Annotated in this window: 20 protein-coding genes and 1 riboswitch; of the genes, 16 read left to right on the plus strand and 4 right to left on the minus strand. The window is 42.8% G+C overall.

Translation table 11 applies throughout. From position 1 onward, the window contains the following. Positions 1 to 3 precede the first annotated feature (3 nt). The 8 genes from G630_RS0109965 to G630_RS0110000 all read left to right on the plus strand — a co-directional run bounded on the left by G630_RS0109965 (position 4) and on the right by G630_RS0110000 (position 10,936). On the plus strand, positions 4 to 1,311 hold the full coding sequence (locus tag G630_RS0109965) for a DUF5716 family protein (protein ID WP_026498483.1): 1,308 nt from the start codon (positions 4 to 6) through the stop codon (positions 1,309 to 1,311). Beyond that, a complete protein-coding gene (locus tag G630_RS23530; protein WP_022760497.1) occupies positions 1,308 to 2,138 on the plus strand; it encodes a hypothetical protein in 831 nt (276 codons plus the stop codon). Before G630_RS0109965 ends, G630_RS23530 begins: the two co-directional genes overlap by 4 nt. Next, positions 2,138 to 3,334 (plus strand): hypothetical protein, encoded by a 1,197-nt coding sequence (locus G630_RS0109975; protein WP_022760498.1) that lies wholly within the window; start codon positions 2,138 to 2,140, stop codon positions 3,332 to 3,334. The genes G630_RS23530 and G630_RS0109975 overlap by 1 nt, the downstream gene beginning before the upstream one ends. Before the next feature lie 91 nt (positions 3,335 to 3,425). Then, positions 3,426 to 4,865, plus strand: a complete 1,440-nt coding sequence (gene purF / locus G630_RS0109980; protein ID WP_026498484.1) for an amidophosphoribosyltransferase — start codon at positions 3,426 to 3,428, stop codon at positions 4,863 to 4,865. A gap of 18 nt (positions 4,866 to 4,883) precedes the next feature. Continuing rightward, on the plus strand, positions 4,884 to 6,317 hold the full coding sequence (purB, locus tag G630_RS0109985) for an adenylosuccinate lyase (RefSeq protein ID WP_026498485.1): 1,434 nt from the start codon (positions 4,884 to 4,886) through the stop codon (positions 6,315 to 6,317). A 182-nt stretch (positions 6,318 to 6,499) separates the two neighbouring features. Beyond that, positions 6,500 to 9,316: a glycoside hydrolase family 3 protein gene (locus G630_RS0109990; protein ID WP_026498486.1), complete on the plus strand. Its 2,817-nt coding sequence runs from the start codon at positions 6,500 to 6,502 to the stop codon at positions 9,314 to 9,316. Positions 9,317 to 9,588: 272 nt separating this feature from the next. Then, the gene (locus G630_RS0109995; RefSeq protein WP_022760502.1) at positions 9,589 to 10,221 is read left to right on the plus strand and encodes a hypothetical protein; all 633 of its coding nucleotides are present in this window, start codon (positions 9,589 to 9,591) and stop codon (positions 10,219 to 10,221) included. Positions 10,222 to 10,465: 244 nt separating this feature from the next. Beyond that, positions 10,466 to 10,936, plus strand: coding sequence for a GAF domain-containing protein (locus G630_RS0110000; RefSeq protein ID WP_026498487.1), 471 nt, complete (start codon positions 10,466 to 10,468; stop codon positions 10,934 to 10,936). 141 nt (positions 10,937 to 11,077) lie between these two features. Here the strand turns inward: G630_RS0110000 and G630_RS0110005 are convergent, their stop codons facing one another. From G630_RS0110005 to G630_RS0110020, 4 genes are all read right to left on the minus strand, one after another. Beyond that, positions 11,078 to 11,947: a carbohydrate ABC transporter permease gene (locus tag G630_RS0110005; RefSeq protein WP_022760504.1), complete on the minus strand. Its 870-nt coding sequence runs from the start codon at positions 11,945 to 11,947 to the stop codon at positions 11,078 to 11,080. Beyond that, positions 11,947 to 12,999: a carbohydrate ABC transporter permease gene (locus G630_RS0110010; RefSeq protein ID WP_026498488.1), complete on the minus strand. Its 1,053-nt coding sequence runs from the start codon at positions 12,997 to 12,999 to the stop codon at positions 11,947 to 11,949. The genes G630_RS0110005 and G630_RS0110010 overlap by 1 nt, the downstream gene beginning before the upstream one ends. A 107-nt stretch (positions 13,000 to 13,106) precedes the next feature. Continuing rightward, a complete protein-coding gene (locus G630_RS0110015) occupies positions 13,107 to 14,477 on the minus strand; it encodes an ABC transporter substrate-binding protein (protein WP_026498489.1) in 1,371 nt (456 codons plus the stop codon). Positions 14,478 to 14,848: 371 nt separating this feature from the next. Beyond that, positions 14,849 to 15,871 carry a LacI family DNA-binding transcriptional regulator gene (locus G630_RS0110020; protein WP_026498490.1) on the minus strand — a complete coding sequence of 341 codons (1,023 nt, stop codon included), beginning with the start codon at positions 15,869 to 15,871 and terminating at the stop codon, positions 14,849 to 14,851. Positions 15,872 to 16,041: 170 nt separating this feature from the next. Here G630_RS0110020 and G630_RS0110025 point away from each other — a divergent pair, with 170 nt between their 5' ends. The 8 genes from G630_RS0110025 to rplT all read left to right on the plus strand — a co-directional run bounded on the left by G630_RS0110025 (position 16,042) and on the right by rplT (position 24,185). Continuing rightward, positions 16,042 to 17,016, plus strand: coding sequence for a hypothetical protein (locus G630_RS0110025; RefSeq protein ID WP_022760508.1), 975 nt, complete (start codon positions 16,042 to 16,044; stop codon positions 17,014 to 17,016). A gap of 62 nt (positions 17,017 to 17,078) precedes the next feature. Next, positions 17,079 to 18,764, plus strand: coding sequence for an alpha-amylase family glycosyl hydrolase (locus G630_RS0110030; protein WP_026498492.1), 1,686 nt, complete (start codon positions 17,079 to 17,081; stop codon positions 18,762 to 18,764). Positions 18,765 to 19,046: 282 nt separating this feature from the next. Next, positions 19,047 to 20,204, plus strand: coding sequence for an SGNH/GDSL hydrolase family protein (locus tag G630_RS0110035; RefSeq protein ID WP_026498493.1), 1,158 nt, complete (start codon positions 19,047 to 19,049; stop codon positions 20,202 to 20,204). 192 nt (positions 20,205 to 20,396) lie between these two features. Continuing rightward, positions 20,397 to 21,686, plus strand: coding sequence for an adenylosuccinate synthase (locus G630_RS0110040; RefSeq protein WP_022760511.1), 1,290 nt, complete (start codon positions 20,397 to 20,399; stop codon positions 21,684 to 21,686). A 13-nt stretch (positions 21,687 to 21,699) separates the two neighbouring features. Then, the gene (locus G630_RS23535) at positions 21,700 to 22,689 is read left to right on the plus strand and encodes an HAD family hydrolase (protein WP_049946164.1); all 990 of its coding nucleotides are present in this window, start codon (positions 21,700 to 21,702) and stop codon (positions 22,687 to 22,689) included. A 242-nt stretch (positions 22,690 to 22,931) separates the two neighbouring features. Then, positions 22,932 to 23,444 carry a translation initiation factor IF-3 gene (infC, locus tag G630_RS0110050; protein WP_026498495.1) on the plus strand — a complete coding sequence of 171 codons (513 nt, stop codon included), beginning with the start codon at positions 22,932 to 22,934 and terminating at the stop codon, positions 23,442 to 23,444. 120 nt (positions 23,445 to 23,564) lie between these two features. Further along, entirely contained in the window at positions 23,565 to 23,765 is a 201-nt protein-coding gene (rpmI, locus tag G630_RS0110055) for a 50S ribosomal protein L35 (protein ID WP_022760514.1), read from the plus strand. A 63-nt stretch (positions 23,766 to 23,828) separates the two neighbouring features. Further along, on the plus strand, positions 23,829 to 24,185 hold the full coding sequence (gene rplT / locus G630_RS0110060; protein ID WP_022760515.1) for a 50S ribosomal protein L20: 357 nt from the start codon (positions 23,829 to 23,831) through the stop codon (positions 24,183 to 24,185). A gap of 360 nt (positions 24,186 to 24,545) precedes the next feature. Beyond that, positions 24,546 to 24,625, plus strand: a riboswitch (cyclic di-GMP riboswitch). The last annotated feature ends 47 nt before the right edge of the window (positions 24,626 to 24,672 follow it).

Genomic DNA, 24,672 nt, shown 5'->3' on the forward strand with positions numbered 1-24,672 from the left:
ACAATGCAATTTTTCAAAGAATCAAAAAACGCAAGAAGATATGTACTTGGTTACGATCTGGGAGAGGATGTCTCGCAGATTAGTTTTCTTGCGTCTGATTCCGACCTTCCGGAGACACTCTCAACCCTTGCAGGCGCAGAGGCTTACAATATCCCTACTGTTTTATGTAAGCGCAAGGACGTTAACCAGTGGTTTTACGGAAAGGAAGCCATCGCTAAGATTGAAGCGGAGGAGGGCGTCAGAGTTGACGGCCTTATTGAAGCTGCCAGATCAGGGAAGCGTGTGAATGTAGACGGAACAGGCTATGATCCCGTTTCGCTTCTGACTCTTTTTGTAAAAAGAACACTTTCCCTGCTCTCTATGGAACTGTCAATGGACATGGTAGATGCCATCGCATTTACGACAAGGACCATGGACAGCAGAATGATAGAGGTTTTATCCGAGGTTACGGGAGCACTTTCGCTTCCTGTTAAGAATATCTTTTATCAGAGCTATGAGGACAGCCTTTATCACTACATGCTTTATCAGCCCGATGAACTTCTGTCACATGCGGTTATCGCCTGTGATTACAGCTTCGGCGAGATGACTGTCTATGACATGAAGCTCAACCACAGAACAAAGCCCATTGTTGTTACCATAGATAAAACGACATACGGCGGGATGGTGCTTTCGCAGGGGAGATTCTCCGAGAATGCGAAGGAGCGCGAGGAGCAGGTAGTAAGGCTTGACCAGAAATTTTTGGAGTTTGCCGAAAAGACCATGGAGGGCAGAATTGTCAGCTCCGTATTTTTACTGGGCGACGGATTCAGGGATCAGTGGATGCAGAAATCTCTGGAGTTTTTATGTAGAACAAGGCGTGTATTCCAAGGAAACAATCTCTTCAGCAAGGGTGCAAGCATTGCGGCTAGAGAGAAAGTGGGCCCCAGTGAGCGCATGGAAAAATATGTGCTCCTTGACGGCGGTAAACTAAAATCAAATATCGGACTTCTTGTAAAAAAGCAGGGCAAGGAGGCATATCATGCCCTTCTTGATGCCGGTGAAAACTGGTATGACATCGGCACAAGCCTTGACCTTATTCTGGAAGATGAGAATTATATAGATATTATCATCACATCACTCACTGCAGGTGAGAAGCATGTACATACTATTGAACTTAATGACCTGCCGGAGCGTCCTCCGAGAACCACGAGACTTCGCATGAAAGTCTCTATGAGGGCTGCGGACAAGGTTATAATACATATCGAGGACATGGGCTTCGGAGAGCTTTTTGAGAATTCCGGCCTGTCGTGGAGCGAGGAGATTTCGGTATGAGAGGACTTATTCTTTGTACCGGAAGGTACGCTTTAAAACCTTATTATCTTGAGAAAATCGGCAGACGTATTTATTCAATAGAAGAGCTCTGCTATTGTATAACTCAGAACGCATTTCTTATCGATGCGGATTCTTTTGAAATGAGTCTTGTAGACTGGATAGGAAATGAACTTGGTCTTGAAAAGCTTGCCGATGAGCTGAGACACATGATAGTTCACAAGTGTTCTGTTGTTTCCCTTGCGGGAATGATTCTTGATTATGTCGGATATTCCACGAAGGAAGAAATCGACAGCACAGAGGAGACACTCAGAAGCAATGCGGACATGGATATCTATGAAAAGCGCATGTCCAGGGCTGAGTTTTTGATGAAGCAGGGGCATATCACTCAGGCTTTCAGTGAATACGACTATCTTTTGAAGCATATGCCGGAAATGGATAAAAATATAAAATCCAAGATAGAGCATAATCAGGGAGTCATGTACGCACATCTTTTTATGTATGACGTGGCTGCGGAGTTTTTCCATAAGGCATGGGAGGACGGCGGAGCAGACGAGTCTTATCTCGGTTATCTTGCCGCGAAACGTATGATGATGGATGAAAAGGAGTATGTTTCCTTTGTAAGTTCACATAAGGAGGCACATAATCTTTCCTTAAAGCTTGAGCAGCGCATGGATGAAGCCAATGATCTGTATGATGCGAGCACTGCGAATATCAAGGTCAGAAGTCTCGAATTGTACCGCTCCGGGGCTAAGATGAGCGAGTACTACGAAGAGGTGGAGAGAATTACTAAGGATATGAAGGAAGAATATCGGGGATTGGTTGAATAATGGGGTTCTTTGATTTTTTCAAGAAAAAAGATACATATCGAATAGAACGTCATCAGCAAAACGAACTGGAAAACTGGAATGATATTGTCTATACAAGAAAAAATATAGACATGGATGACCCTGAACAGAGGCATGAGTACATCGAAAACTGTCTTCAGCAGATGGCTGAGGCCAGCAGGGAGATGGATAACCTTCAGTTCGAATACCGTGTAGTTACCTCACACCTGCGGGATATGGAAGAGATTGATGCACTTCCGCCCGAGCAGCGCGCTGAGGTTAATCAGTGTGCTCAACGTATTCTCGACAGTGAAGAGCAGCAGAAGACCTTCAACAGACGTAAGAGCAGAATGACCGACCAGGAATTTGAGAAGATGGAGCGTCTTCATAATCAGGTCAAGAAGAGCGCGGAAACTCTAAAGGAGACGGAGGAGCACCAGAAAAAGGTTAAGAATGACCTTAGAAGACTGGACGGAGAGAGACAGGCTTACGATTTCAGACGAGCCGAGATTGAGGTATCTCTGGACAATATGCAGAGACTTATGTTGGTGGTTGCTGTGGCGCTTGGAGTTATCACGGTAGCTCTTGCTGTTTTATCTCTGGCACTTAAGCTCAATGTTATTTATGGCTATATGGTGGCGATAACGGTAGCTGCGCTGGCTTTCCTTTTCCTCAATCAGAAGATTCATGAGGCGAGAAGAGAAAAGAAGGTGATTCTTAATTCCATCGCACGTCTTATTCAGCTGCAGAATACGGTTAAGATCCGCTATGTAAATAACAGGAATCTTATAGATTACGAGTGCTTAAAGTATGGTATCAGCAATTCCAAGGAACTGCTTCAGATGTACAATAAGTACCTTATGGAAAAAAATGAACGCGAGCGCTATGCCATTGCAGAAAAGCAGCTGGATACCAATCAGAAGGCGCTTGTATTTGCACTACGTAAGTACAGGATTAAGGATCCCGAGATCTGGATTCACCAGGCGATTGCTCTCATAAATCACAACGAGGAGGTCGAGATCCGTCACGAGCTTGTGCAGCAGAGGCAGTCTCTTCGTAAGCAGATGGATTACAACCGCGATGTTGTGGCAGGCAATGCCAAAAACGAGATAGAAGAGCTCGTACGCCAATATCCTGTCTATCGCCAGGAAATCCTCGACATGGTCGACCGCTTCGAACAAAGATATCCCGGAGCATAAAATTCTTTTTTCATTTTTTATTGCTAATAAATAGGAGATAATGTACTATGTTTTGTGTTGGGTATGGAAAGATTTATTTGTAGGTAATTCAATGGCAAAATATTTTAACAATGAACACGATAAGATAGGTGAGGAGTGCGGTGTCTTCGGAATCTATGATTTCGATGGCGGGGATGTTGCACCCTCGATTTATTACGGACTGTTGTCCCTACAACATCGAGGGCAGGAGAGCTGCGGTATTGCTGTCAGCGAAACAATGGGTCCGAAAGGAAAAGTAACAAGTCATAAGGACATGGGACTGGTAAATGAAGCGTTTAACCATGAGATCATTTCAGGGATGCATGGTGACATAGGTGTAGGGCATGTGAGATACTCAACTGCCGGCAGCAGCACCAGAGAAAACGCTCAGCCCCTTGTCCTTAATTACGTTAAGGGGACACTTGCGATGGCGCACAACGGTAATCTTGTAAATGCGCCGGAACTTCGAGAGGAACTTGCGTATACTGGTGCGATTTTCCAGACTACGATAGATTCAGAGGTTATCGCATATCATATTGCAAGAGAAAGGCTTAATACTCCCAATGTTGAGGGTGCTGTTGCCAACGCGATGAAGAAGATCAAGGGTGCGTATTCCCTGGTTATCATGTCGCCCAGGAAGCTCATCGGAGCAAGGGATCCCAATGGCTTCAGACCGCTTGTAATTGGTAAGAGAGATAACAGCTACATTCTTGCATCCGAGACCTGCGCGCTTGATACAATCGGCGCAGAGTTCATCAGAAATGTTGAGCCGGGAGAGATAGTGACCATCTCTCCGGAGAAGGGTATTGAATCCAATCTTCAGATGACCAACAGCGTTAAGCACGGCCATTGCATATTCGAATATATTTATTTTGCAAGACCGGACAGCGTGCTTGACGGAGTGAGTGTCTATGAATCCAGAATAAAAGCAGGGCGCTTTTTGGCAATGGATTCACCGGTGGAAGCGGATGTGGTTGTCGGTGTTCCGGAATCAGGTAACTGCGCTGCACTTGGATATTCAATGGAGTCCGGTATCCCTTACGGACAGGCTTTTGTGAAGAACCAGTATATCGGCAGAACCTTCATAAAGCCGGGGCAGAAGAGCCGTGAGAGCAGTGTTCAGGTAAAACTGAATGCCCTTAAAAACGCCGTTGAGGGAAAACGAGTTATAATGATAGACGATTCAATCGTTCGCGGTACCACTTCGGACAGGATTGTAAGAATGCTCAGGGATGCGGGAGCTACCGAGGTTCATATGAGAGTATCATCGCCGCCGTTTTTATGGCCTTGCTACTTCGGAACCGACGTACCTGCAAGAGAGCAGCTGATCGCCTATAACCGCAGTATCGATGAGATATGTAAGATTATCGGAGCTGATTCTCTCGGTTATTTGAGAGAGGAACGACTCAGTGAACTGGTAAATAACAAGTTTGATATATGTAAGGGGTGCTTCACGGGAGATTACCCCATTGCTCCGCCGGATGAAGATATCAGGGGAGACTTCGAAGCGTAAATCATTTAGGAGGATAATATGAGTACAGACAGATACAGTAGCCCGCTTTCAGAGCGTTACGCAAGTAAGGAAATGCAGTACATCTTTTCACAGGACATGAAATTCAAGACCTGGAGAAAGCTCTGGATCTCACTTGCGGAAATTGAAAAGGAACTCGGACTTAACATCACACAGGAACAGATTGATGAGCTTAAGTCACACCAGGAAGACATCAACTATGAAGTTGCCATTGCCCGTGAGAAGGAAGTTCGCCACGACGTAATGAGCCATGTATATGCGTACGGCCAGCAGTGTCCTAAGGCTGCAGGAATCATTCACCTCGGCGCTACAAGCTGCTATGTCGGAGACAACACAGACATCATTATCATGACCGAGGCACTTAAGCTTGTTCGCAGAAAGCTCCTCAATGTTATCAGCTGCCTTGCAAAGTTCGCTGATGAGTACAAGGATCTGCCGACACTCGGATTCACACATTTTCAGCCGGCACAGCCTACAACAGTAGGTAAAAGAGCATCACTCTGGCTTCAGGACTTCACTATCGATCTTGAGGACCTTGATTATGTTCTTGATAATATGAAACTTCTTGGTTCAAAGGGAACTACCGGAACACAGGCATCTTTCCTTGAACTTTTTGACGGAGACCTTACAAAGGTTGATAAGCTTGATCCCATGCTAGCTGACAAGATGGGCTTCAAGGGTTGTATGGCGGTTTCAGGTCAGACCTACAGCCGTAAGATCGACATGAAGGTTGTTAATGTCCTTGCGGGAATCGCATCATCTGCTACAAAGATGGCTCAGGATATCAGACTTCTTCAGCATCTTAAGGAAGTTGAGGAGCCCCATGAGGCTAAACAGATTGGCTCTTCAGCTATGGCTTATAAGAGAAATCCCATGAGAAGTGAGAGAATCTGCTCACTTTCAAGATACGTAATTGTTGATACATTGAATCCCGCTATCACCGAGATTTCACAGTGGTTCGAGAGAACACTTGATGATTCTGCAAACAAGAGACTTTCAATTCCCGAGGGCTTCCTTGCAATTGATGGTATTCTTGATCTTTGCATGAATGTAACAGACGGCCTTGTTGTATATCCCAAGGTTATCGAGAAGCGCCTCATGTCAGAGCTTCCTTTCATGGCTACCGAGAATATCATGATGGATGCCGTTAAGCTTGGTGGAAACAGACAGGAGCTTCATGAGAAGATTAGAGAGCTTTCCATGATAGCAGGAGACCATGTAAAGAAGGACGGTCTCGACAACGATCTTCTTGATATGATCGTTAAGGATCCCGCTTTCCACATGACAGAGGATAAGATCAAGGAGTGCATGGATCCTAAGAAATACACAGGCTGCAGTGCACATCAGGTTGAGAGATTCTTAAACGAGGTTGTGAATCCCATTCTCGAAGCCAACAAGGATGAGCTTGGCCTCTCCGCTGAGATAAACGTATAAGAGCCGTTCTGCCCGGCCCAGCGCGAGAAGCAGAACTTCTATTTGAAAAATACATAAAAAGACAAATATAACTACTTCATTTTCTTGTTTTTATGTTGCATAATTATGATATGCAAAAATCAGTATCCCGCATTGTTGTTTATAATGCGGTGTATGAATACAGGAAAATGAGGTAGTTTTTTATGGGAAAAACATGGGATATAAAACAGTTTGCAAAAACTGCACGCGCAGCTGCGGCAGAGGGTATCGTCCTTTTGAAAAATGATAAAAATGCTCTTCCCCTTGAGAAGGGTGCAAAGATCGCTGTTTTCGGAAGAAGCCAGATGAATTACTACAAGAGTGGAACCGGTTCGGGCGGCATGGTTAACGTTGACTATGTTGTCGGAATCTATGAGGCTCTGGCCGCTTCAAAGAAAATCAAAGTAAACAAGGATGTTCGCAAAGCCTATGAGGCATTCGTAAAAGAGAATCCTTTTGATGTCGGCATAGGATGGGCAGGAGAGCCCTGGTTTCAGAAGGAGATGCCTCTTGAGGATGCGCTTTTAAAGAAAGCGTCAGCTGAATCCGATGCTGCGGTTTTTATAATCGGAAGAACCGCCGGAGAGGATCAGGACAATAAAAATGAGCAGGGAAGCTATCTTCTTACAGATGAGGAGAAGGCTGCCCTGAAGAAGGTCTGCAAGGCCTTTAAGCGCACGATTGTTCTTCTGAATGTCGGTAATATCATCGATATGAAGTGGGTAACAGAGATTAACCCCGAGGCTGTTCTCTATGTATGGCAGGGCGGTCAGGAGGGCGGAAATGCCGTTCTGGATGTGCTCACGGGGGATGTGAACCCTTCAGGAAAACTGTCCGATACAATTGCTTATAATATCGAGGATTATGCTTCCACAGCGAATTTCGGCTCAGAGAAGAGGAACTTCCAGTCTGAGGATATTTACGTAGGATATCGCTATTTTGAGACCTTCGCAAAGGACAAGGTAATGTATCCTTTTGGATTTGGATTGTCATATACGACTTTTGATATAGCTTTAGGCGAGTTTGATTACGACGCGACAGAAGGCGCCTCACTGGAAGTTCTTGTTACCAATACAGGTGACAGGGCAGGAAAAGAGGTTGTTCAGGTTTATGTTGAGGCTCCGCAGGGTGTTCTTGGCAAACCTTCCAGAGCACTTGTAGCCTTTGCAAAGACAGACGTCCTTAAGCCCGGTCAGATGCAGAGCATGGAGTTTGATATTCCAAAGTACTGGATGAGTTCCTATGATGACGGTGGGGCTACAAAAAATAAGTCATCCTATGTCATGGAGGCCGGAACCTACAGAATCTATGCAGGTAATGATGTCAGAAGCGCAGAAGCAGCAGGTGAATTTGAGCTTAAGAAGCTCGAAGTAATCTGTAAGTGCGAGGAGAGCTACGCCCCGGTTAAGGAATTTGAGAGATTGAAGCCTTGTGCCGGTGGAAAGGGTGGCAATAGCTACACTGCAAAATATGAGAAAGCACCTACTAGGACGCTTGATCCTAATAAAAAGAGAAAAGACAGACTTCCGAAAGCACTTCCTTATTCCGGTGACAAAGGCTTTAAGCTTAAGGACGTGGAAGAGAAGAATGTTTCCATTGAGGGTTTCATAGCCCAGCTTTCCGATAAGGACCTCATTGCTATGATGCGCGGCGAGGGAATGTGTTCTCCCAAGGTAACTGCGGGAATAGCAGGTGCTTACGGCGGAGTGACAGACAGACTCTCAGATTTTGGTATTCCTGTCGGAGGCTGCTCCGATGGGCCCAGCGGTATACGTATGGACTGCGGAACCCATGCATTTTCACTTCCGAACGGAACCTGCCTTGCATGTACTTTTGATGAAGAATTAAATGAAAAGCTCTTTAACTGGGAGGCACTTGACCTTAGGAGAAACAGAATCGATGCACTTCTCGGCCCCGGTATGAACATTCACAGAAATCCTTTGAACGGTCGAAACTTCGAGTATTTTTCAGAGGATCCGATACTCACTGGTAAGCTTGTATCAGCTCAGCTCCGTGGTCTTCATAAATATGATGTAACAGGTGTAATTAAGCATTTTGCGGGCAATACACAGGAATACAAGAGACATTTTGTTGACAACGTCGTATCGGAGAGGGCACTTCGCGAAATCTATCTTAAAGGCTTTGAAATTGCTGTAAGAGAGGGAAAAGCCCGTGCACTTATGAGTACCTACGGACCTTTAAACGGTATCTGGACAGCCAGCAGCTATGACCTTCTTACTTCAATTTTGAGAGAAGAGTGGGGATTTGATGGCATCGTCATGACCGACTGGTGGGCAATGGGTAACGACGAGGCAGGTGCTGCAGGAAGCTATCAGAATGTATCCGCTCAGGTTCGTGCCCAGAATGATCTGAACATGGTAAATACCAGCGCAGAGGATAATTCAAACAAGGATGATCTTGACGTGGCCATTGCAGAGGGAAGACTTACCCGTGCAGAGCTTGTAAGAAGTGCAATAAATATCTGCAAATTCCTGCTGAAAACTCCGGCCTACAGACATATGCTCGGAGAGGAATCCGCACTTGATAAGGAACTTGCAGCTGCGATTTCGGCAGAAGATGCTGTCCTTCAGGATATGATAAAGCTTAAGTTTGATGGCGATGAGCTTGACCTGGACGCTTCCAGGATAAAGGTTGGAAAGGGAGAGACAACTACTTATGTAATAACCACACCCAGAAAGTGTCTTACAGATTTAGAACTCGTCATCAGAGCTAATAATCAGCCTGATGTAGCCCAGCTTCCGTTCTCTGTATTCCAGGATAAGATGCTGGTAAAATCAGTTACTCTGACCGGAATGGATAAGGAATGGCAGACCATTAAAATCGGCCTTGGCCCTGCGATGATTGGAAATTTCTACCTTAAGCTCTATTTTGCACAGGGCGGACTTGAAATCAAGTCAGCTAAAATTATTTTCACAAAAGATATAGAGAGTATGTTCAGACATGATCCGGCACTGCTATGATAAACACGCATAATAATGGGCATAAGTACCCTATAAACTCTTTGAGCTATAGGGTACTTTTTTGTTGTTTTTGGTTTTTGAAAAGGGTTTTCGACTTAAGAATAGATTAAAATTTCGTTATTTTTAAGGAACTATAAATCAATTCTAAAATGTTGGTTAAGTTATCGGATTAAACGTTTACTTCTCAATATAGAAGTGCTAATAATATAACTGTGGGGGAAAAGCAAAGAAAAAAGATATGTGATGGTTTTTGTGAAAGGAGAATTTGTCTTATGGGTAATACTTTCAAAAGAATTATGTCAACTATGTTGGCAGTCACATTGGCTGCAACACTTTGCTTTATAGCAATACCTACTCGTGCACAGGCTGCTGATAAGACAGTCAAAGTTACTTTGACTAAGGACGGCAACGGTGGAGCAGGCATCACTCTTAAGCCTGGTGCAAAGGCTCAGATTATTGTTAAGAAGGCAACAGGAAATGTAACTTATAAGACTAACAACAAAGCAGTTGTTTCAGTAACAAAGGATGGAGTAATCCAGACTAAGAAGGTTGGAAGCGCTGAGATTAAGGTTAAGGATAAGAAGGGCTATTCAGCAACTGTTTGTGTAGACGTTGCAAAGGGAAGCTATCTTGCACGCAGCGGAAAGGGCTCTGACGAAAAGGGCAAGGTTTATAAGATTTGGCTCAGCAAGCCCGCAGTAACACTTGACCTCGGCGAGGGATATTCTGTATGGGCATACACAATTGAAGAAGGCAAGACCGGTAGTGTACAGTTCCAGAGTGAGGACTGGGGAATTGCTGCAGTTGATGATCATGGTAACATCAGAGCTCAGGGACATGGCTCAACACGTATCTACGCTCACAAGGGAGGCAGAACAGCAGCTATCATGGTTAATGTAAACTGATATTTGCAGAATACGATCGTTTTACATAACAGGAGACCATTAGTAGGATAGTTTGAAAAAAGTTTCATCACAAACTGAATAAAGTACAAAACGTTGTTAAAACGTTATATGCACGTACCGGATTAGTCTATAGGGCAGTTCGGTACGTGATTTTTTGTGTATTGTTTCATGATTTTGTCATTTGTGATATGATACTGACATTGATTAGATTGTACAAAATAGAAAATTCCGGAGGAATAGATAAATGGCATTATCAAATTATGTAGAAGCAGTAATAGAAGAAAATGACTGGTACATCACAAATCTTTCCAATGTGGCAGCCTGCCTGTGGCAACAGCTCCCTGATGTAAGCTGGGTGGGATTCTATTTAATGACTGATAAGGGTAACGATAAAGAACTTATCCTTGGACCCTTCCAGGGAAAAGTGGCATGCACTCATATTGCACTTGACCGCGGTGTCTGCGGCGTTTCCGCTTCTGAAAACAAAACGCTCATCGTCCCTGACGTATCACAGTTTTCAGGCTACATCGCCTGCGACAGCGAAGCCCGCTCTGAAATCGTTATCCCCCTTAGAAACAAAGTCGGGGTAGTCATCGGAGTCCTCGACATCGACAGCAACACAGAAGGCCGCTTCTCTGAAGCCAATGAAGAATCTGCAGACCTTGAAAAATGTGCGGAACTGATATCAAATATTATCCCTAAAACAATAAATTGATGTCCAGGGCTCTTTGGAGTTCCCGGTCCACCACGAGCAAATATAAGATTTATACCCCTAATTTAAGGCCGTCGCTTTATCAATAAAATACCCCATGGCAGAGGTGAACTGCCATGGGGTAAAAGAATGGAATGGGTTTTATTAGCCTTTTACTGCACCTTCAATCATACCTTCCATAATCTGTTTCTGAGCGATCAGGAAAAGAATAATCATGGGCAGGATAGCAAGAAGTGCAGCTGCCAGAATCAGGTTCCACTGCTTAACGTAGGAACCGACAAAGGCCTGAACTGCTACAGGAAGAGTCTTTACGGGACCGTTCTGACCAAGCATCATTGAAGGCAGAAGATAATCGTTCCAGATCCACATACCATTAAGAATGGTTACTGTTGTGATAACAGGTGTGAGGAGCGGGAAAATTACCTTGAAAAATACCTGCTCGGGTGAGCATCCGTCAATAGATGCTGCTTCTTCAAGATCATAAGGAATTCCCTTAATAAATCCTACAAGAATGAATACTGTCATTGCGCCGCCGAATCCAAGGTATGCGAAAACAATACCGGGAACTGACTTAAGCATCGGGATACCAATGAACTTTCCGACATCTCTGAAAGTAGAGATAAGAGGAAGCATAACTACCTGGAAAGGAATGATCATTGATGCGATGAATGTGAAGTAAATCACATTTGACCATACAGTCTTATTACGGCAGATAACCCATGCTGCCATAGCGCCGAACAGAGCGAGCAGTGCAAGGGAAAGAACAGTAATAAGTGCTGAATATCCAAAGGTCTGCCAGAATGTGAAACTGGAGTTATTTATAACATCATTAAGATTTCTAACAAGCTTCGCAAAAGATGCTCCATTCAGTCCGATGGGATTTGCTGTAATCTCATTGGAATCCTTGAAAGAGTTGATAACTACAAGGAAGAAAGGGAACAGCACATAAGCTGCGATTATAATTGCAATAATGAAACGGATAATAACGTTTGAAGTCTTTTCCTTGGTATGCATTATAATTCCACCTCCTTCTTGTTAGATATGCGAACCTGAAGTATTGAAACGCAAGCCAGTATGATGAAGAACAATACGGCTTTTGCCTGGCCGAGTGCGTAATTGTTCTTTATAACAGCTGTGTTATAGATGTTAAGAGCGAGCATCTCGGTTCCGTTTGTCAGGTACTGTCCGAAAATATCTACAGATCCTTTACCATTAGTAAGTGCAAGGTTTACATCGAACTGCTTGAAAGCACTTGTAAGAGTAAGGAACGTACAAATCGTGATTGTGGGAGCAATCATGGGAATCTTTATCTCGAAAAGAGTCTGCATGGGATTAGCTCCGTCAATTGCAGATGCTTCAAGAACATCTCCGGGTATTGTATTGAGACCTGTGATATAGATGAGCATTATATAACCTGCGTACTGCCAGATGTATACGATGATTACCGCGAGGAAAGCAGTGCCTGTATCGGCAATCATTGAATACTGTGTATTCAAGAGTTTTGTTACAACATTACTGAAAATGAACTGCCATATATAGCCTAGTACGATACCACCGATAAGGTTAGGTAAGAAGTAAGCTGCCCTGAAAAATCCGAGGCCCTTGATTTTTGATGTGCAAAGAAGGGCAAGAAGGAAAGCAACCAGATTAACCATTATCATGTTACATACAACAAACAAGAATGTTAAAAATATAGACCAGAGGAAACTGGGCTGTGAAAACATACTTGTGTAATTTACGAGTCCAACGGAATTCCTAACCCTGATACCATCCCAATCGGTAAATGAATATCCGATACCGAGGAAAAGAGGAATGATAACTGTTACCAAAAAGGCAAACAGAAGAGGGAATAAGAAAAGTATATTTATAATTGTGCGATGATATTTAAGTGTCGGGAAAAAGTATAAACCTAAAACTATTCCAATAATACCAATGATGAGTGTGGCACCACGGAATGAAGCCTGGGACTTCGTGAAGTCAAGCATAAGAGACCAAATCAGAAGACCAAGACCTGCTATCAGACAAATGAAAGAAAATACTCCTTTTGAGGTAGAAGGTGTTTTCATAGTGGAAGCTCCTTTGTTCCGGGATAATGGGGTGACGATGTTTCAGTGGTTTAGATAAATCGGGCAGAGCATTTGCTCTGCCCGATAACTAACAGTTTTAACTTTGATTATTCAGCGTAGTAACTCTTGATTACTGCAGAAATCTTAGATACGAACTCGTCAGCATCTGCGATTGATCCCTTAGCATAATCAGCAAATACCTGACATGTCTCGTTCTGAAGACCATCCTTCTTAAGCATTGTGTGCCATCCGCTGTAGTTGCCAGCATCGATGTAGCTCTTCATGCTCTTGTAGAAAGGATTTGTAGCTTCAAACTCGCAATCATCGAAAGGAGATACAAGACCAGCCTTGTTTACAAGGATATCCTGTGCAGAAGAACCTGCGCACCAGTTGAAGAATGCCTTAGCTGCATCTACGTTGCCGTCCTTGTAAGCTACCCAGTATGACGGAGGTCCTGCGATGATTGTGTTGATACCATCCTCAAATGCATAAGGAGCGAAACCAACTTCGAAGCTTACATCATCAGGAGATGTTACACACCAGTTACCCTGTGTGATGAATGCGAACTTGCCATCCTTAAATCCGGCAACCTGCTCGTCATATGTTCCGTCAACAAGAAGGTGATCCTTATCTGCGTACTCGTTCATCATTCCAACGAACTCAGCGAAATCCTTCATTCTTGCTTCATCAATTGTACCGCCATCGTTAAGCATGTCGATGTACTTTGTGTCATCAGCCTTAAGACCAGCATCAAGGTACTGACCAAATACGTGTGTACCTGAAGACCATCCAAGGTTTGTGGGCTCTGCGCACCATGCAAATACTGCTGTAAGACCAAGCTCATCCTTCTTAGCGTCGATCTTCTCGCAAGCTTCTTTCCAAGCAGCGGGGCTTGTAAGAGAAGAAGGATCAACGTCACACTGTGAAAGGATGTCAGCGTTGTAACCAAGAGCAGTAGCCTCTACTGTATAAGGGAATCCGATTGTGCCCATGTTAGCATCAACGAGCTCGAATCCTGTCTTATCTGTCCATTCCTCACCTGCAAGATCAGCAAGCATGCCGTCCCATGTAGCAGCCTGGTTAGCTTCGATTACGAAGATGTCAGGCATGTTGTCGCCCTGGTACATTTTCTTAAGCTCATCACCTGCGCTTGTGTCACCACCGATTGTCTCGATAGCAACTTCGTTACCTGTTTCAGACTTGTAAAGCTCAGCGAGCTCTTTGAGCTGATCGTTGATCTCGGGCTTACCGTTAAGAAGACGGATAGCTCCTGCAGAAGCTGTAGAGTCTGAAGCTGTATCAGCAGCCTCAGTTGTGTCAGCGGCTGTATCAGCAGCCTCTGTTGTGTCAGCGGCTGTCTCTGTAGACTCAGCTGTATCAGCAGATGTGTCGGCATCTGAACCTGAGTTGCCGCCGCAAGCTGTCATGCTAAGAACCATTGTTCCAGCCAGAAGAATAGATAATACTTTCTTTTTCATGTTACCCTCCTTAATTGTGCACTTTGCCAATCAAATGTGTTGATTGGCGGTTACTTTTGCGCATAAGTTTTATGCTTAGACTAAAATATCACGATAATAATCAAAATGCAAGTAAAAAATTTCTAAAGTCTCCAGATTTTGCAACACCTTACGCGCAAAAGCTGACTACGACTGGCTTTATATAAATTATTAAATTTTAAAAAAAAATAATAAAAATCCTGTCTATAATTTGTCGGCACTTTGCTCAATCGTTTTCGTAGAAAGCCCTGTTTTTGTTGTGTAACATGTACACTTTTTGGGACAAAAAAAGAAACCGAGAGGTTAACACCTTCACCGGTTTCTTTGATTTATATCGAATTTGGAAACTAAGTTTATTCGACAGGCTCTATTTTTTTGACAGTATCTCTTATTTTAAGTTTTGTCGGTAATTGTATCTGGTTAGGAGTCTTTTCACCTCGAATTCTCTTAAGAAGTGTCTCGGTGGCAGTTATTCCCTTTAGCTTCACATCCTGATGAACAGTGGTTATGGCAGGGCGATGGAACTGTGCAAACAGAGTATCATCGAAACCGGCAACTGAGATATCATCGGGAACTCTTATGCCGCGATCCTCAAGAGCGGAGAGCAGCTGAACCGCATATAAATCGGATACACACATGATGGCGTCGAATTCGGGAGCTCTTTTACAGATTTCCTCAAGTGATTCCGCTATTTCATCACTTCTCGGCCTTATTTTAAGGAACCAGTCCTCTTCATAATGAATACCATTTCCCTCAAGAGCATATTTGTAACCTGAGAAGCGCTCATAGTCTACGCCGTTCATATTATCTGAAAGAAATGCTATTTTCTTATGGCCAAGCTTGATCATATAGTTAACCATGTCAAAGCATCCCTGTCTGTCATTAAGACCAACGTTAATAAAGTGCTTTAGTCCCTCTATACTATAGGTATCAATGCAGACGATAGGCTTTTTATAGCGTTCGCTGACGCGGATACCGTCGTTATCAATCATTCCGAAGAGCAGTAGACCATCAACGTTCCAGGTGGAAACATGTCTCATGATCTCGGTAGTATCACTTGAGATGTAGAGCATCATGAAGTAGCCGGCATTTCGTATCGATTCCTCAATACCACCTATAAGTTCGGATACAAAAGGATCCATTAGAAGATTCTCATACTTGTCGGCTCTTGCCTTGAGCGCTACGCCTATAATCTTTGACTCGTTCTGAGCAAGATTGCGTGCGTTGATGTTAGGCACGTAGTCAACTTTTTTCAAATAATCTTCTACAATTTTAATTGTAGCCGGAGATACTTCACCTGTTTTTCCGTGTATAACGTTGGAAACAGTGGTCGTACTCATATTTAGTTGCTTAGCGATTTCCTTAATTGTAATCATAAAAAATCCATTAACTAAAAAAATTAACTTTACAAAAGTTCAAAAATGATTATAGTGTAAAAATAACACAGCGAAAATGCGCTGTCAAAAATCTCAAAATGCACATAAATATAGAAACTTTTGCGTTAAAGTTAAAAACACCCCAAAATTATTTTTGAAAGGAAGTAGAAATGAACACTGTTTACGGCAAAATTAGTCCTATGAATGCAATAACCGCAGACATGACCTCCACACTCGGAGGAAAGGATATACAGATTCCTTCGGATATACCGCATGGAGACATGCCCGGAGATAAGATAGAGATCGGCGAAAGTCACATCGCCAAGGCAAAGACAATATTCCCCAGACTTTTGGAGGAGCTTACAAAGGTAACAGCAGCTAATCCTTACGGAAGAGCGGTTATTACCGTATGCGGGGGATCAGGTGTAGGAAAGTCGGAGATTGCTTCACTTCTTTCTTATATGCTTGAAGAGTCCGGTATCGGAAGCTACACAATGTCAGGAGACAACTATCCTCATCGCATTCCTATGTATAATGATGCGGAGAGACTTCACACATTCAGACAGTGCGCTATCCGCGGAATGGTAGACGGCGGTGCGATGAACGCAGAGAACTTAAAGAAGGTTCAGGAGTGGCAGGAACAGGGCGATGATGCCAATGCAGAACATGCAAAGGAGAATCCCTGGTTTTCATCATATCTTGAAGCAGGTAAAAAGGGCCTTTCCGAATACCTCGGAACTCCCGCAGAAACAGATTTTGCTGAAGTAGACAGTATTCTTGCCGCATTTAAAGATGGTGCGGACAAGCTCTGGCTAAAGAGAATGGGCAGAGATGAATGCACACTCTGGTACGACGAAGTTGATATGTCAAAGAAGCAGGTTCTTATCATAGAGTGGACTCACGGCAATACTGACTGCATGAAAGAGGTTGATATCCCGATTCTTCTTAACAGCACACCTCAGGAGACTCTTGAGCACAGAAGAAGCCGTGCACGTGACGGCAAAGTAGACAGTCCGTTTACAATGATGGTTCTTGAACTTGAGCAGAACAAGCTTATGGCACAGGCTCACAAGGCTAAGATAATTGTCAGCAAGCAGGGTGAGATCATAAGCTACGATGATTATAAGAAATTGATGGGTATCTGAAAAACTCATCCGCCCTTCGGGCACCTTCTCCAGTGGGGAAGGCAAAAAAGAAAGGAAACACAATGAGTAAATTTGTAGATAACGGACCTATGCTGAATGCTTACCCCGACAGCTGCGGCGGTACACTCGGCGATATTGTAACCTTCCTTGAGAAGGATGAACTTAAGGATACCTTCAGTTCATTCTATATCCTTCCGAGCATTTACAATACCGATCTGGACAGGGGCTTTTCCGTAATTGATTATGGTATTAATGAGGAGCTTGGCTCAAAGGCTGATTTGGATAGACTCCGCGCCCTTGGAATTGACCTTAAGCTTGATTTCATCTTAAATCATGCATCAGTTCTTTCACCGCAGTTCCAGGATCTTCTGAAAAACGGTGAGAAATCAAAATATGCAGACTTTTTCATAAATTGGAACAAATTCTGGGATGGCTGCGGAGAGATGACCGAGGACGGTTATATCCAGCCTGATGAGAAGTATATAAAGGACATGTTTTTCAGAAAGCCTGGACTTCCGATCCTTATGGTAAGAATGCCTGACGGAAAGGAGATACCTTACTGGAACACCTTCTATCAGGAGGTTCAGTACAGAAGACCGGATGCTCAGGACATTATTAATGCAGTAGAGGAATTTAACGGACAGGGATCCGAGAGAATTCAGTATATGACTGCAGAGAATATTGCGAAGTGTGTCTGCGAGGGTCTTGATGAGGGGAAAAAGCCGGAGGAAATAGATTTCGGTAAATATGCAAAATATCGCGAGGCAATTCTTGAATTCCTTGCAAACGGAAGAAAATATCTCGGACAGATGGATTTGAATATCAAATCAGATCTTGTCTGGGAGCATTATGAGAATACACTTAAGGCGCTTTCAGGATATGGAGCTGCCATCGTTAGACTTGATGCTTTTGCTTATGCTCCTAAGGAGCCTGGTAAGAAGAATTTCCTTAACGAGCCTGATACCTGGGATGTTCTTGAGAAGGTAAGGACTATTGCAGATAAGAACAGCTTGAGACTCCTTCCTGAGATTCACGACAGCTATGGCGCCGGCATCTATGAGAAGGTTGCAGGCAAGGGCTATATGACCTATGATTTCTTCCTCCCGGGACTTCTTATCTATGCGATGGAGCAGAAAAACGGTGAAGCACTTGCACGCTGGGCTAAGGAACTTGTGGATAAGAAAATCCGCGTGGTAAATATGCTTGGATGCCACGATGGCATACCGGTTCTTGATCTGAAGGGTCTTATTCCCGATGAGGAAATCGAGAAGCTGATAGAGACTATTGTCGGAAGAGGCGGACTTGTTAAGAATCTTCACGGACAGAAGAATATGTACTATCAGGTAAATTCAACTTATTACAGCGCTCTTGGTGCTGATGATAAGAAGATGCTCTTTGCGAGAGCGGTTCAGATGTTCATGCCGGGCAAGCCTCAGGTATGGTATCTCGATCTTTTTGCGGGAGAGAACGACTACGCTGCAGTAGAACGAGCTGGCGCGGGCGGACACAAGGAGATTAACCGCACAAATCTTTCAAATGAGGAGATGCTGGAAAAGCTTAGTAAACCGGTTGTGCAGAAGCAGCTTGAACTTTTGAGACTTCGTAATACCGATCCGGCATTCGGTTTTGATGCAAATCTTGATCTTAAACAGGATGGTTCGGTTCTTACCTTTACATGGGAGAATAACGGAAACAAGATCTCGCTTAAGGCTGATTTTGCATCTTATGATTATGAAATAATAAAGTAAAATTTCATAAATATTACATGAAGGTGTTTCTTTAGGAAAACCGGGCGTTTTGGCCCGGTTTTCTTTTTTTATATACCTATTTTATAACAATTTTTATTTCTCTTTATTAATCGTAACAAAAAAATAATAGTGTACTCTAAAAGAATTCACCCCGGGTTTATATATTGATAATTTTTCTATCAATAATATTTATATGTTATCAGTACAATATGGATAACAAATATGATTTCCCACAAAAGCGTGAAAAGGCGCAGTTTTTACGGGGGAGGAACGGGGGTAACAATGAGAAAATTTATGTTTAAGCAGCTAAAAACAGCATTGGTGCTTCTGTGTGCCATGCTTATTTTTTTACAGATGATTCCGTGTGCAAAACCGGTGAAAGTATATGCTGCTGAAGAAGAGGAAGAGGAATGCGAAGTTGAGGAAATAGAGCAAGGTGAAGAAGATGATGTTGAAGAAGACGACGATGATGGCGAGGAAATTAGTTTAGAAGAGGTAGAAAAGAAATCTGAAGGAGAAAATGCCAAAAAGCAGGAAAGCCAGCAGAATAAGACTACCGGGAAGCAGGAAAACTCTCAGAAACAGGCAGAATCCGGAAAGCAGGAGGGACAATCTGAAACCGTATTAAAGCAGGCGCCTAAGGGCAGGCAAAAAAAGCTTACGGTTGAATTACCCGCAGAAAAGCCAAGATATTATGATAAGTTGGCAATCGGTGAAGAGATAAAGATTGTTGTTAAATCTAAGGGAAAAAAGATAAACAATAAATATTTGAAGTTTAGTTCCAATAAGAAGTCGGTTGCATCAGTAAATAATGCCGGAATAATCACAGCTAATAAGTACGGCACGGCAAACGTTAAGGTTGTTTACAAAACAAAAAAGAAAAAAACTTATAAGTGCAATATATATGTCACTGTAGCAAATAGTACTGTGCGGACACTTTATGTAGGTGATTCCAGAAGCGTTGACCTGTTCTCGGCAACGGCTGAATCGGTGTTTGGCGAGGTTCATAACGATATAGTTGTCTGTGCTTTGAATGGCGCAAATGTGAGATTCCTTGGAGAAGTACTTGATCATTCGGATCTTAGCGACTACGACATGATAATAACCTGGATGGGAGCAAATGATTTCGGTCATTTTAAGCCTTATATAGTTAAATACAACAGGCTTGTTTCGAAAGGGAAAAAGCTGGTGGTTTGTTCTGTTGGAATGACAAGGGACGCATTTCTTGATGAGGGCGGACAGCCGCTTTTCAACACCGGAGTTATAAACAGGTTTAATATCCAGCTGATGGACTGGGCAGGAAAAAAGAAAAAGGTAAAGACCGTATCAATGAACGACTACATCGCAAATAAGGTATCTATTGATTCGAAAGACGGGGTGCATTATTCACCAAAGCCCAATAAAGGACTGTGGAACTATATTCTTGATAAGGCGGAATGAACCTTTTTATACATAATTAAATGTAAATTCAAGTCAGCAGATCGAAACAGGCGGTTTTGTATCTGCTGATTTTTTTTATTCATAATATGAAATCCATTTTGCAAAATAATTTACTTATGGAGGATTCTGTAGTATATTATCATGTGGTTATTTTAGTAAACTAAACCGTGTAACACAGAATGGAGAAATAAAATGGTTAAAGCAGTAGTTGGAGCAAACTGGGGAGACGAAGGAAAAGGTAAGATCACAGATATGATGGCCGATCAGGCTGATGTGGTTGTACGTTTTCAGGGAGGCGCGAACGCAGGACATACCATTGTTAATAAGTATGGTAAGTTTGCACTGCATACTCTTCCTTCAGGTGTATTCCACCAAAATATAACAAATATCATCGGCAACGGTGTGGCACTTAATATTCCGGTACTCATCGGAGAGCTTAATTCAGTAATTGAGAAAAATGTGCCTACTCCGAATCTTCTTATTTCAGATCGTTGTCAGATAGTTATGCCTTATCACATTCTTTTCGATCAGTATGAAGAGGAGAGACTTGGCGGTAAGTCTTTTGGATCAACAAAGTCAGGTATCGCACCTTTCTATTCAGATAAATATGCAAAGATCGGTTTCCAGGTTAATGAACTTTTTGATGAGGAGCTTTTAAAGGAGAAGGTAGAGAGAGTTCTTGTTACAAAGAACATCCTTCTTAAGGAGCTTTATCACAAGCCGGAGATCAGTCCTGCAGAGCTTCTTGATACTCTTCATGAGTGGAGAGACATGGTTAAGCCCTATGTTGCAGACACTGCGTTGTTCCTTGAGAAAGCAATTAAGGAAAATAAGACAGTTCTTCTTGAGGGCCAGCTTGGAACTATGAAGGATCCTGACCACGGAATCTATCCTATGGTTACTTCTTCTTCAACATTGGCTGCATACGGAGCAATCGGAGCAGGTATCGCACCTTATGAGATTAAGCAGATTGTAGTAGTTAACAAGGCTTATTCTTCTGCTGTAGGAGCAGGTGCTTTCACATCAGAGATTTTTGGCGAAGAAGCTGATGAACTCAGAAGACGCGGTGGTGACGGCGGTGAGTACGGTGCAACTACAGGACGTCCTCGTCGTATGGGATGGTATGACTGCGTTGCAAGTAAGTACGGCTGCAGACTTCAGGGTGCAACCGACGTTGCTTTCACTGTTCTTGACGTACTTGGCTATCTCGATGAGATACCTGTATGTGTTGGTTATGAGATTGATGGTGAGGTTACCAAGGACTTCCCTGTAACACATCTACTTGAGAAGGCTAAGCCCGTATACGAGACACTTCCCGGATGGAAGAGCGATATCCGTGGCATAAAGAAGTATGAAGATCTTCCGGAGAACTGCCGTAAGTACATCGAGTTCATCGAGAAGGAAATAGGATATCCGATCACTATGGTATCTAACGGACCGGCCAGAGAAGATATCATCTATCGCGAGAGCCCGATTAAATAATTGAGGATTATACATGGCTAAACGAGGCAATAATGATAAAACCCCGCTTATCAGACGCATATTGGCAATAATAGGTGTTTTGGTTCTTCTCGGAGTAAACGGTATCTTTTTCACAAAGGCTGTTCGAGGGACCTTTGATACGCCGGGTGCATTTATGACAGCTGCTGTGTCTACTGTTGCAATACCGATAGTAGTATGGCTCTTTGTATGGGCTTTTTCAGCCGTAACAGGGAAGAGGACAGTGGCATCTCCTGATCCTTACGGGAGAAATGAGAAAGACGAATCTGAGGATGAGATAAAGGCAGAAGACCTGAATATTGAGGAATCTACAGATGAGTCCGAGACTTCCTCGGTACCAGGGAAACACGACAGGATATCCAATGGAAAAGTCGATACCGTGATTTTTGATATCGGCGGAGTTCTCGCTGATTTTTGCTGGGAACAGTTCATCAAGGATAAGGGTTACGTTGAGGATACAGTAAACAAAATCGCAGAAGCCAGCATTAAATCGCCTGCATGGGATGAGTTCGACAGAGGCGTTCTCGATACTATGGAAGTAATACAGGGGTTTGTAAAAAACAATCCTTCCATGGAAGCGGAGTTGTATGATGTTTTCTCTGACCTTAGTGGTCTTTTGAAGAAGAGAGAGCGGACTATTCCCTGGATACGAGCGCTTAAGAAAGCAGGCTTTAAGGTTTTTGTTCTTTCCAATTATTCAAAGCAGGCTGAGGATGCCAATCCCTTTATGAAGGAATTCCTTGATGAGGTTGATGGCGGAATTCTTAGTTATAAGGAACAGATAATAAAGCCCGACAGAAAAATCTTTGAACTTATATGCGAACGATACGACCTTATTCCGGGTAAGTGTGTATTTATAGATGATCTTCAGCGAAATGTAGATGCTGCAAGTGATTTCGGAATGAAGTCAATATTGTTTGAGAACTACGAACAGGTAGACAGAGAGCTTTCAAAGCTTGGGGTTACCTGTAAGATTGAGATGTAATCTTTAGATGTTTGCTATTTTTTTAAAAATAGTATTGACAGTATAACGATAAGAGTGTTATATTATCCGAGTATGTAAAACAAAGCAGAGGTTTCCACTCTCACCCTGTGGCGCAAAGCTTGCAGGTGTTAATACATCTTAGATACCGCAGATATTGGATTACGCGGGTATTCTGATTGATTGTTAAGTGGACTTCCTTTGTGAGTCCACTTTTTTTATACAAGTTTTGGAGGTACAAAGCTATTAGCAATAACGATTTATTCATCAATGAACAGATCAGAGACAAAGAAGTTCGTGTTATTGGGGTAGACAATGAGCAGCTTGGCGTTATGTCAATTCAGGATGCCAGAAAGCTTGCTGATGAGGCCGGAGTTGATCTGGTTAAGATAGCACCCAATGCTAAGCCGCCGGTTTGCCGTATTGTTGATTACGGTAAATTCAAGTATGAGCAGCTTCGCAAAGAGAAGGAAGCACGTAAGAAGCAGAAAAATGTCGAGATTAAGGAGATAAGACTTTCACCCAATATCGACACTAACGACCTTAATACAAAGGTTAACGCTGCTAAGAAGTTCCTCGAGAAGGGTAACAGAGTTAAAGTTACTTTGAGATTCAGAGGACGTGAGATGGCTCACATGGGAGCAAGTGTGCATATTCTTACAGATTTTGCTGAGGCTCTTGCTGATATCGCTGTGATTGATAAGCAGCCTAAGGTTGAGGGACGTTCTATGACCATGTTCCTTACCGAGAAGAAGTAATGTCTCTTGCTCATAAGGCAAGTTACATATATAAGTAATTATTCAGCTTGATTATTGGATGATTACACTGTCCTTTCGGACGGATAATGAAATAATTTACAAGCATAGGAGGATTTAGTTATGCAGCACAAGATGAAAACAAACAGATCTGCTGCCAAGCGTTTCAAGGTAACAGGCACAGGTAAGCTGATCCGTAACAAGGCGTACAAGCGTCACATTCTTACAAAGAAGTCTACAAAGAGAAAGAGAAATCTCAGACAGGCAGCAGTAGTTGACGCTACCAATGTAAAGACAATGAAGAAGATTCTGCCTTACGTTTAATCTTAAGTATTATCGTATAAGAGCAGTACCGGTTATTCGAAATTAATTTAGGAGGAAAACGAAATGGCAAGAATTAAAGGTGGCATGAATGCCAAGAAGAAGCATAAGAGAGTTTTAAAGCTCGCTAAGGGCTATAGAGGCGCTAGATCAAAACAGTACAGAGTTGCTAAGCAGTCAGTTATGAGAGCACTTACATCAGCATTCGCTGGTCGTAAGCAGAAGAAGAGAGATATGAGATCTCTTTGGATCACACGTATCAACGCTGCAGCTCGTCTTAACGGAATGTCTTATTCAAACCTTATGCACGGCCTCAAGCTTGCAGAGGTTGAGATCAACCGCAAGATGCTTGCTGAGATGGCTGTAAATGATCCTGAAGGATTCAAGACTCTTACAGAGATCGCTAAGCAGAAGATAGCATAACTATTACGAACCGTTCCCAATGATTTGGGAGCGGTTTTTTTATGCCCAAAAACTTTCAAATTTCGTACATTTTGAAAGAATGATTAACCTAGAATAAACTTTATAAACAAGCATAAATTCTTTGGGAAAAAAGTATGTAAATCCTTGTAAATACTGGCTTGTAAGGGTAAAGTACAAGATAGAGAAGTGATCATAAAAATGGAAAAATATGAAAAAAACATTTAAAAAATGACATTTAGTGTTGATTTTTTAAATCAAATATAATATCATAAAATAAGCGAAACGCGTGAAAATGTGTTTCAATTATGATTGAAAAGTTTTCCAAACAGGTTGACTTTTTAGTCCGTAGTTTAATATGGATGGAATTCAGGGCAAAGCTATCGTGAGGTAGTGACGCAAAGCTACAGGGTCTGAGGCTTTTCAGACAGCCAGCTGCCTGCGCTTTTATTTTAGGAGCGCGGTTAAATTCGCAGTGATGATTTGCCCT

The sequence above is a fragment of the Butyrivibrio sp. WCD2001 genome, assembly GCF_000424485.1.
GTDB lineage: Bacteria > Bacillota > Clostridia > Lachnospirales > Lachnospiraceae > Butyrivibrio.

Coding starts and splice junctions, on each gene's coding strand:
- G630_RS0109965 (WP_026498483.1), top strand. CDS start 4: ATGCAATTTTTCAAAGAATCAAAAAACGCAAGAAGATATGTACTTGGT.
- G630_RS23530 (WP_022760497.1), top strand. CDS start 1,308: ATGAGAGGACTTATTCTTTGTACCGGAAGGTACGCTTTAAAACCTTAT.
- G630_RS0109975 (WP_022760498.1), top strand. CDS start 2,138: ATGGGGTTCTTTGATTTTTTCAAGAAAAAAGATACATATCGAATAGAA.
- purF (WP_026498484.1), top strand. CDS start 3,426: ATGGCAAAATATTTTAACAATGAACACGATAAGATAGGTGAGGAGTGC.
- purB (WP_026498485.1), top strand. CDS start 4,884: ATGAGTACAGACAGATACAGTAGCCCGCTTTCAGAGCGTTACGCAAGT.
- G630_RS0109990 (WP_026498486.1), top strand. CDS start 6,500: ATGGGAAAAACATGGGATATAAAACAGTTTGCAAAAACTGCACGCGCA.
- G630_RS0109995 (WP_022760502.1), top strand. CDS start 9,589: ATGGGTAATACTTTCAAAAGAATTATGTCAACTATGTTGGCAGTCACA.
- G630_RS0110000 (WP_026498487.1), top strand. CDS start 10,466: ATGGCATTATCAAATTATGTAGAAGCAGTAATAGAAGAAAATGACTGG.
- G630_RS0110005 (WP_022760504.1), bottom strand. CDS start 11,947: ATGCATACCAAGGAAAAGACTTCAAACGTTATTATCCGTTTCATTATT.
- G630_RS0110010 (WP_026498488.1), bottom strand. CDS start 12,999: ATGAAAACACCTTCTACCTCAAAAGGAGTATTTTCTTTCATTTGTCTG.
- G630_RS0110015 (WP_026498489.1), bottom strand. CDS start 14,477: ATGAAAAAGAAAGTATTATCTATTCTTCTGGCTGGAACAATGGTTCTT.
- G630_RS0110020 (WP_026498490.1), bottom strand. CDS start 15,871: ATGATTACAATTAAGGAAATCGCTAAGCAACTAAATATGAGTACGACC.
- G630_RS0110025 (WP_022760508.1), top strand. CDS start 16,042: ATGAACACTGTTTACGGCAAAATTAGTCCTATGAATGCAATAACCGCA.
- G630_RS0110030 (WP_026498492.1), top strand. CDS start 17,079: ATGAGTAAATTTGTAGATAACGGACCTATGCTGAATGCTTACCCCGAC.
- G630_RS0110035 (WP_026498493.1), top strand. CDS start 19,047: ATGAGAAAATTTATGTTTAAGCAGCTAAAAACAGCATTGGTGCTTCTG.
- G630_RS0110040 (WP_022760511.1), top strand. CDS start 20,397: ATGGTTAAAGCAGTAGTTGGAGCAAACTGGGGAGACGAAGGAAAAGGT.
- G630_RS23535 (WP_049946164.1), top strand. CDS start 21,700: ATGGCTAAACGAGGCAATAATGATAAAACCCCGCTTATCAGACGCATA.
- rpmI (WP_022760514.1), top strand. CDS start 23,565: ATGCAGCACAAGATGAAAACAAACAGATCTGCTGCCAAGCGTTTCAAG.
- rplT (WP_022760515.1), top strand. CDS start 23,829: ATGGCAAGAATTAAAGGTGGCATGAATGCCAAGAAGAAGCATAAGAGA.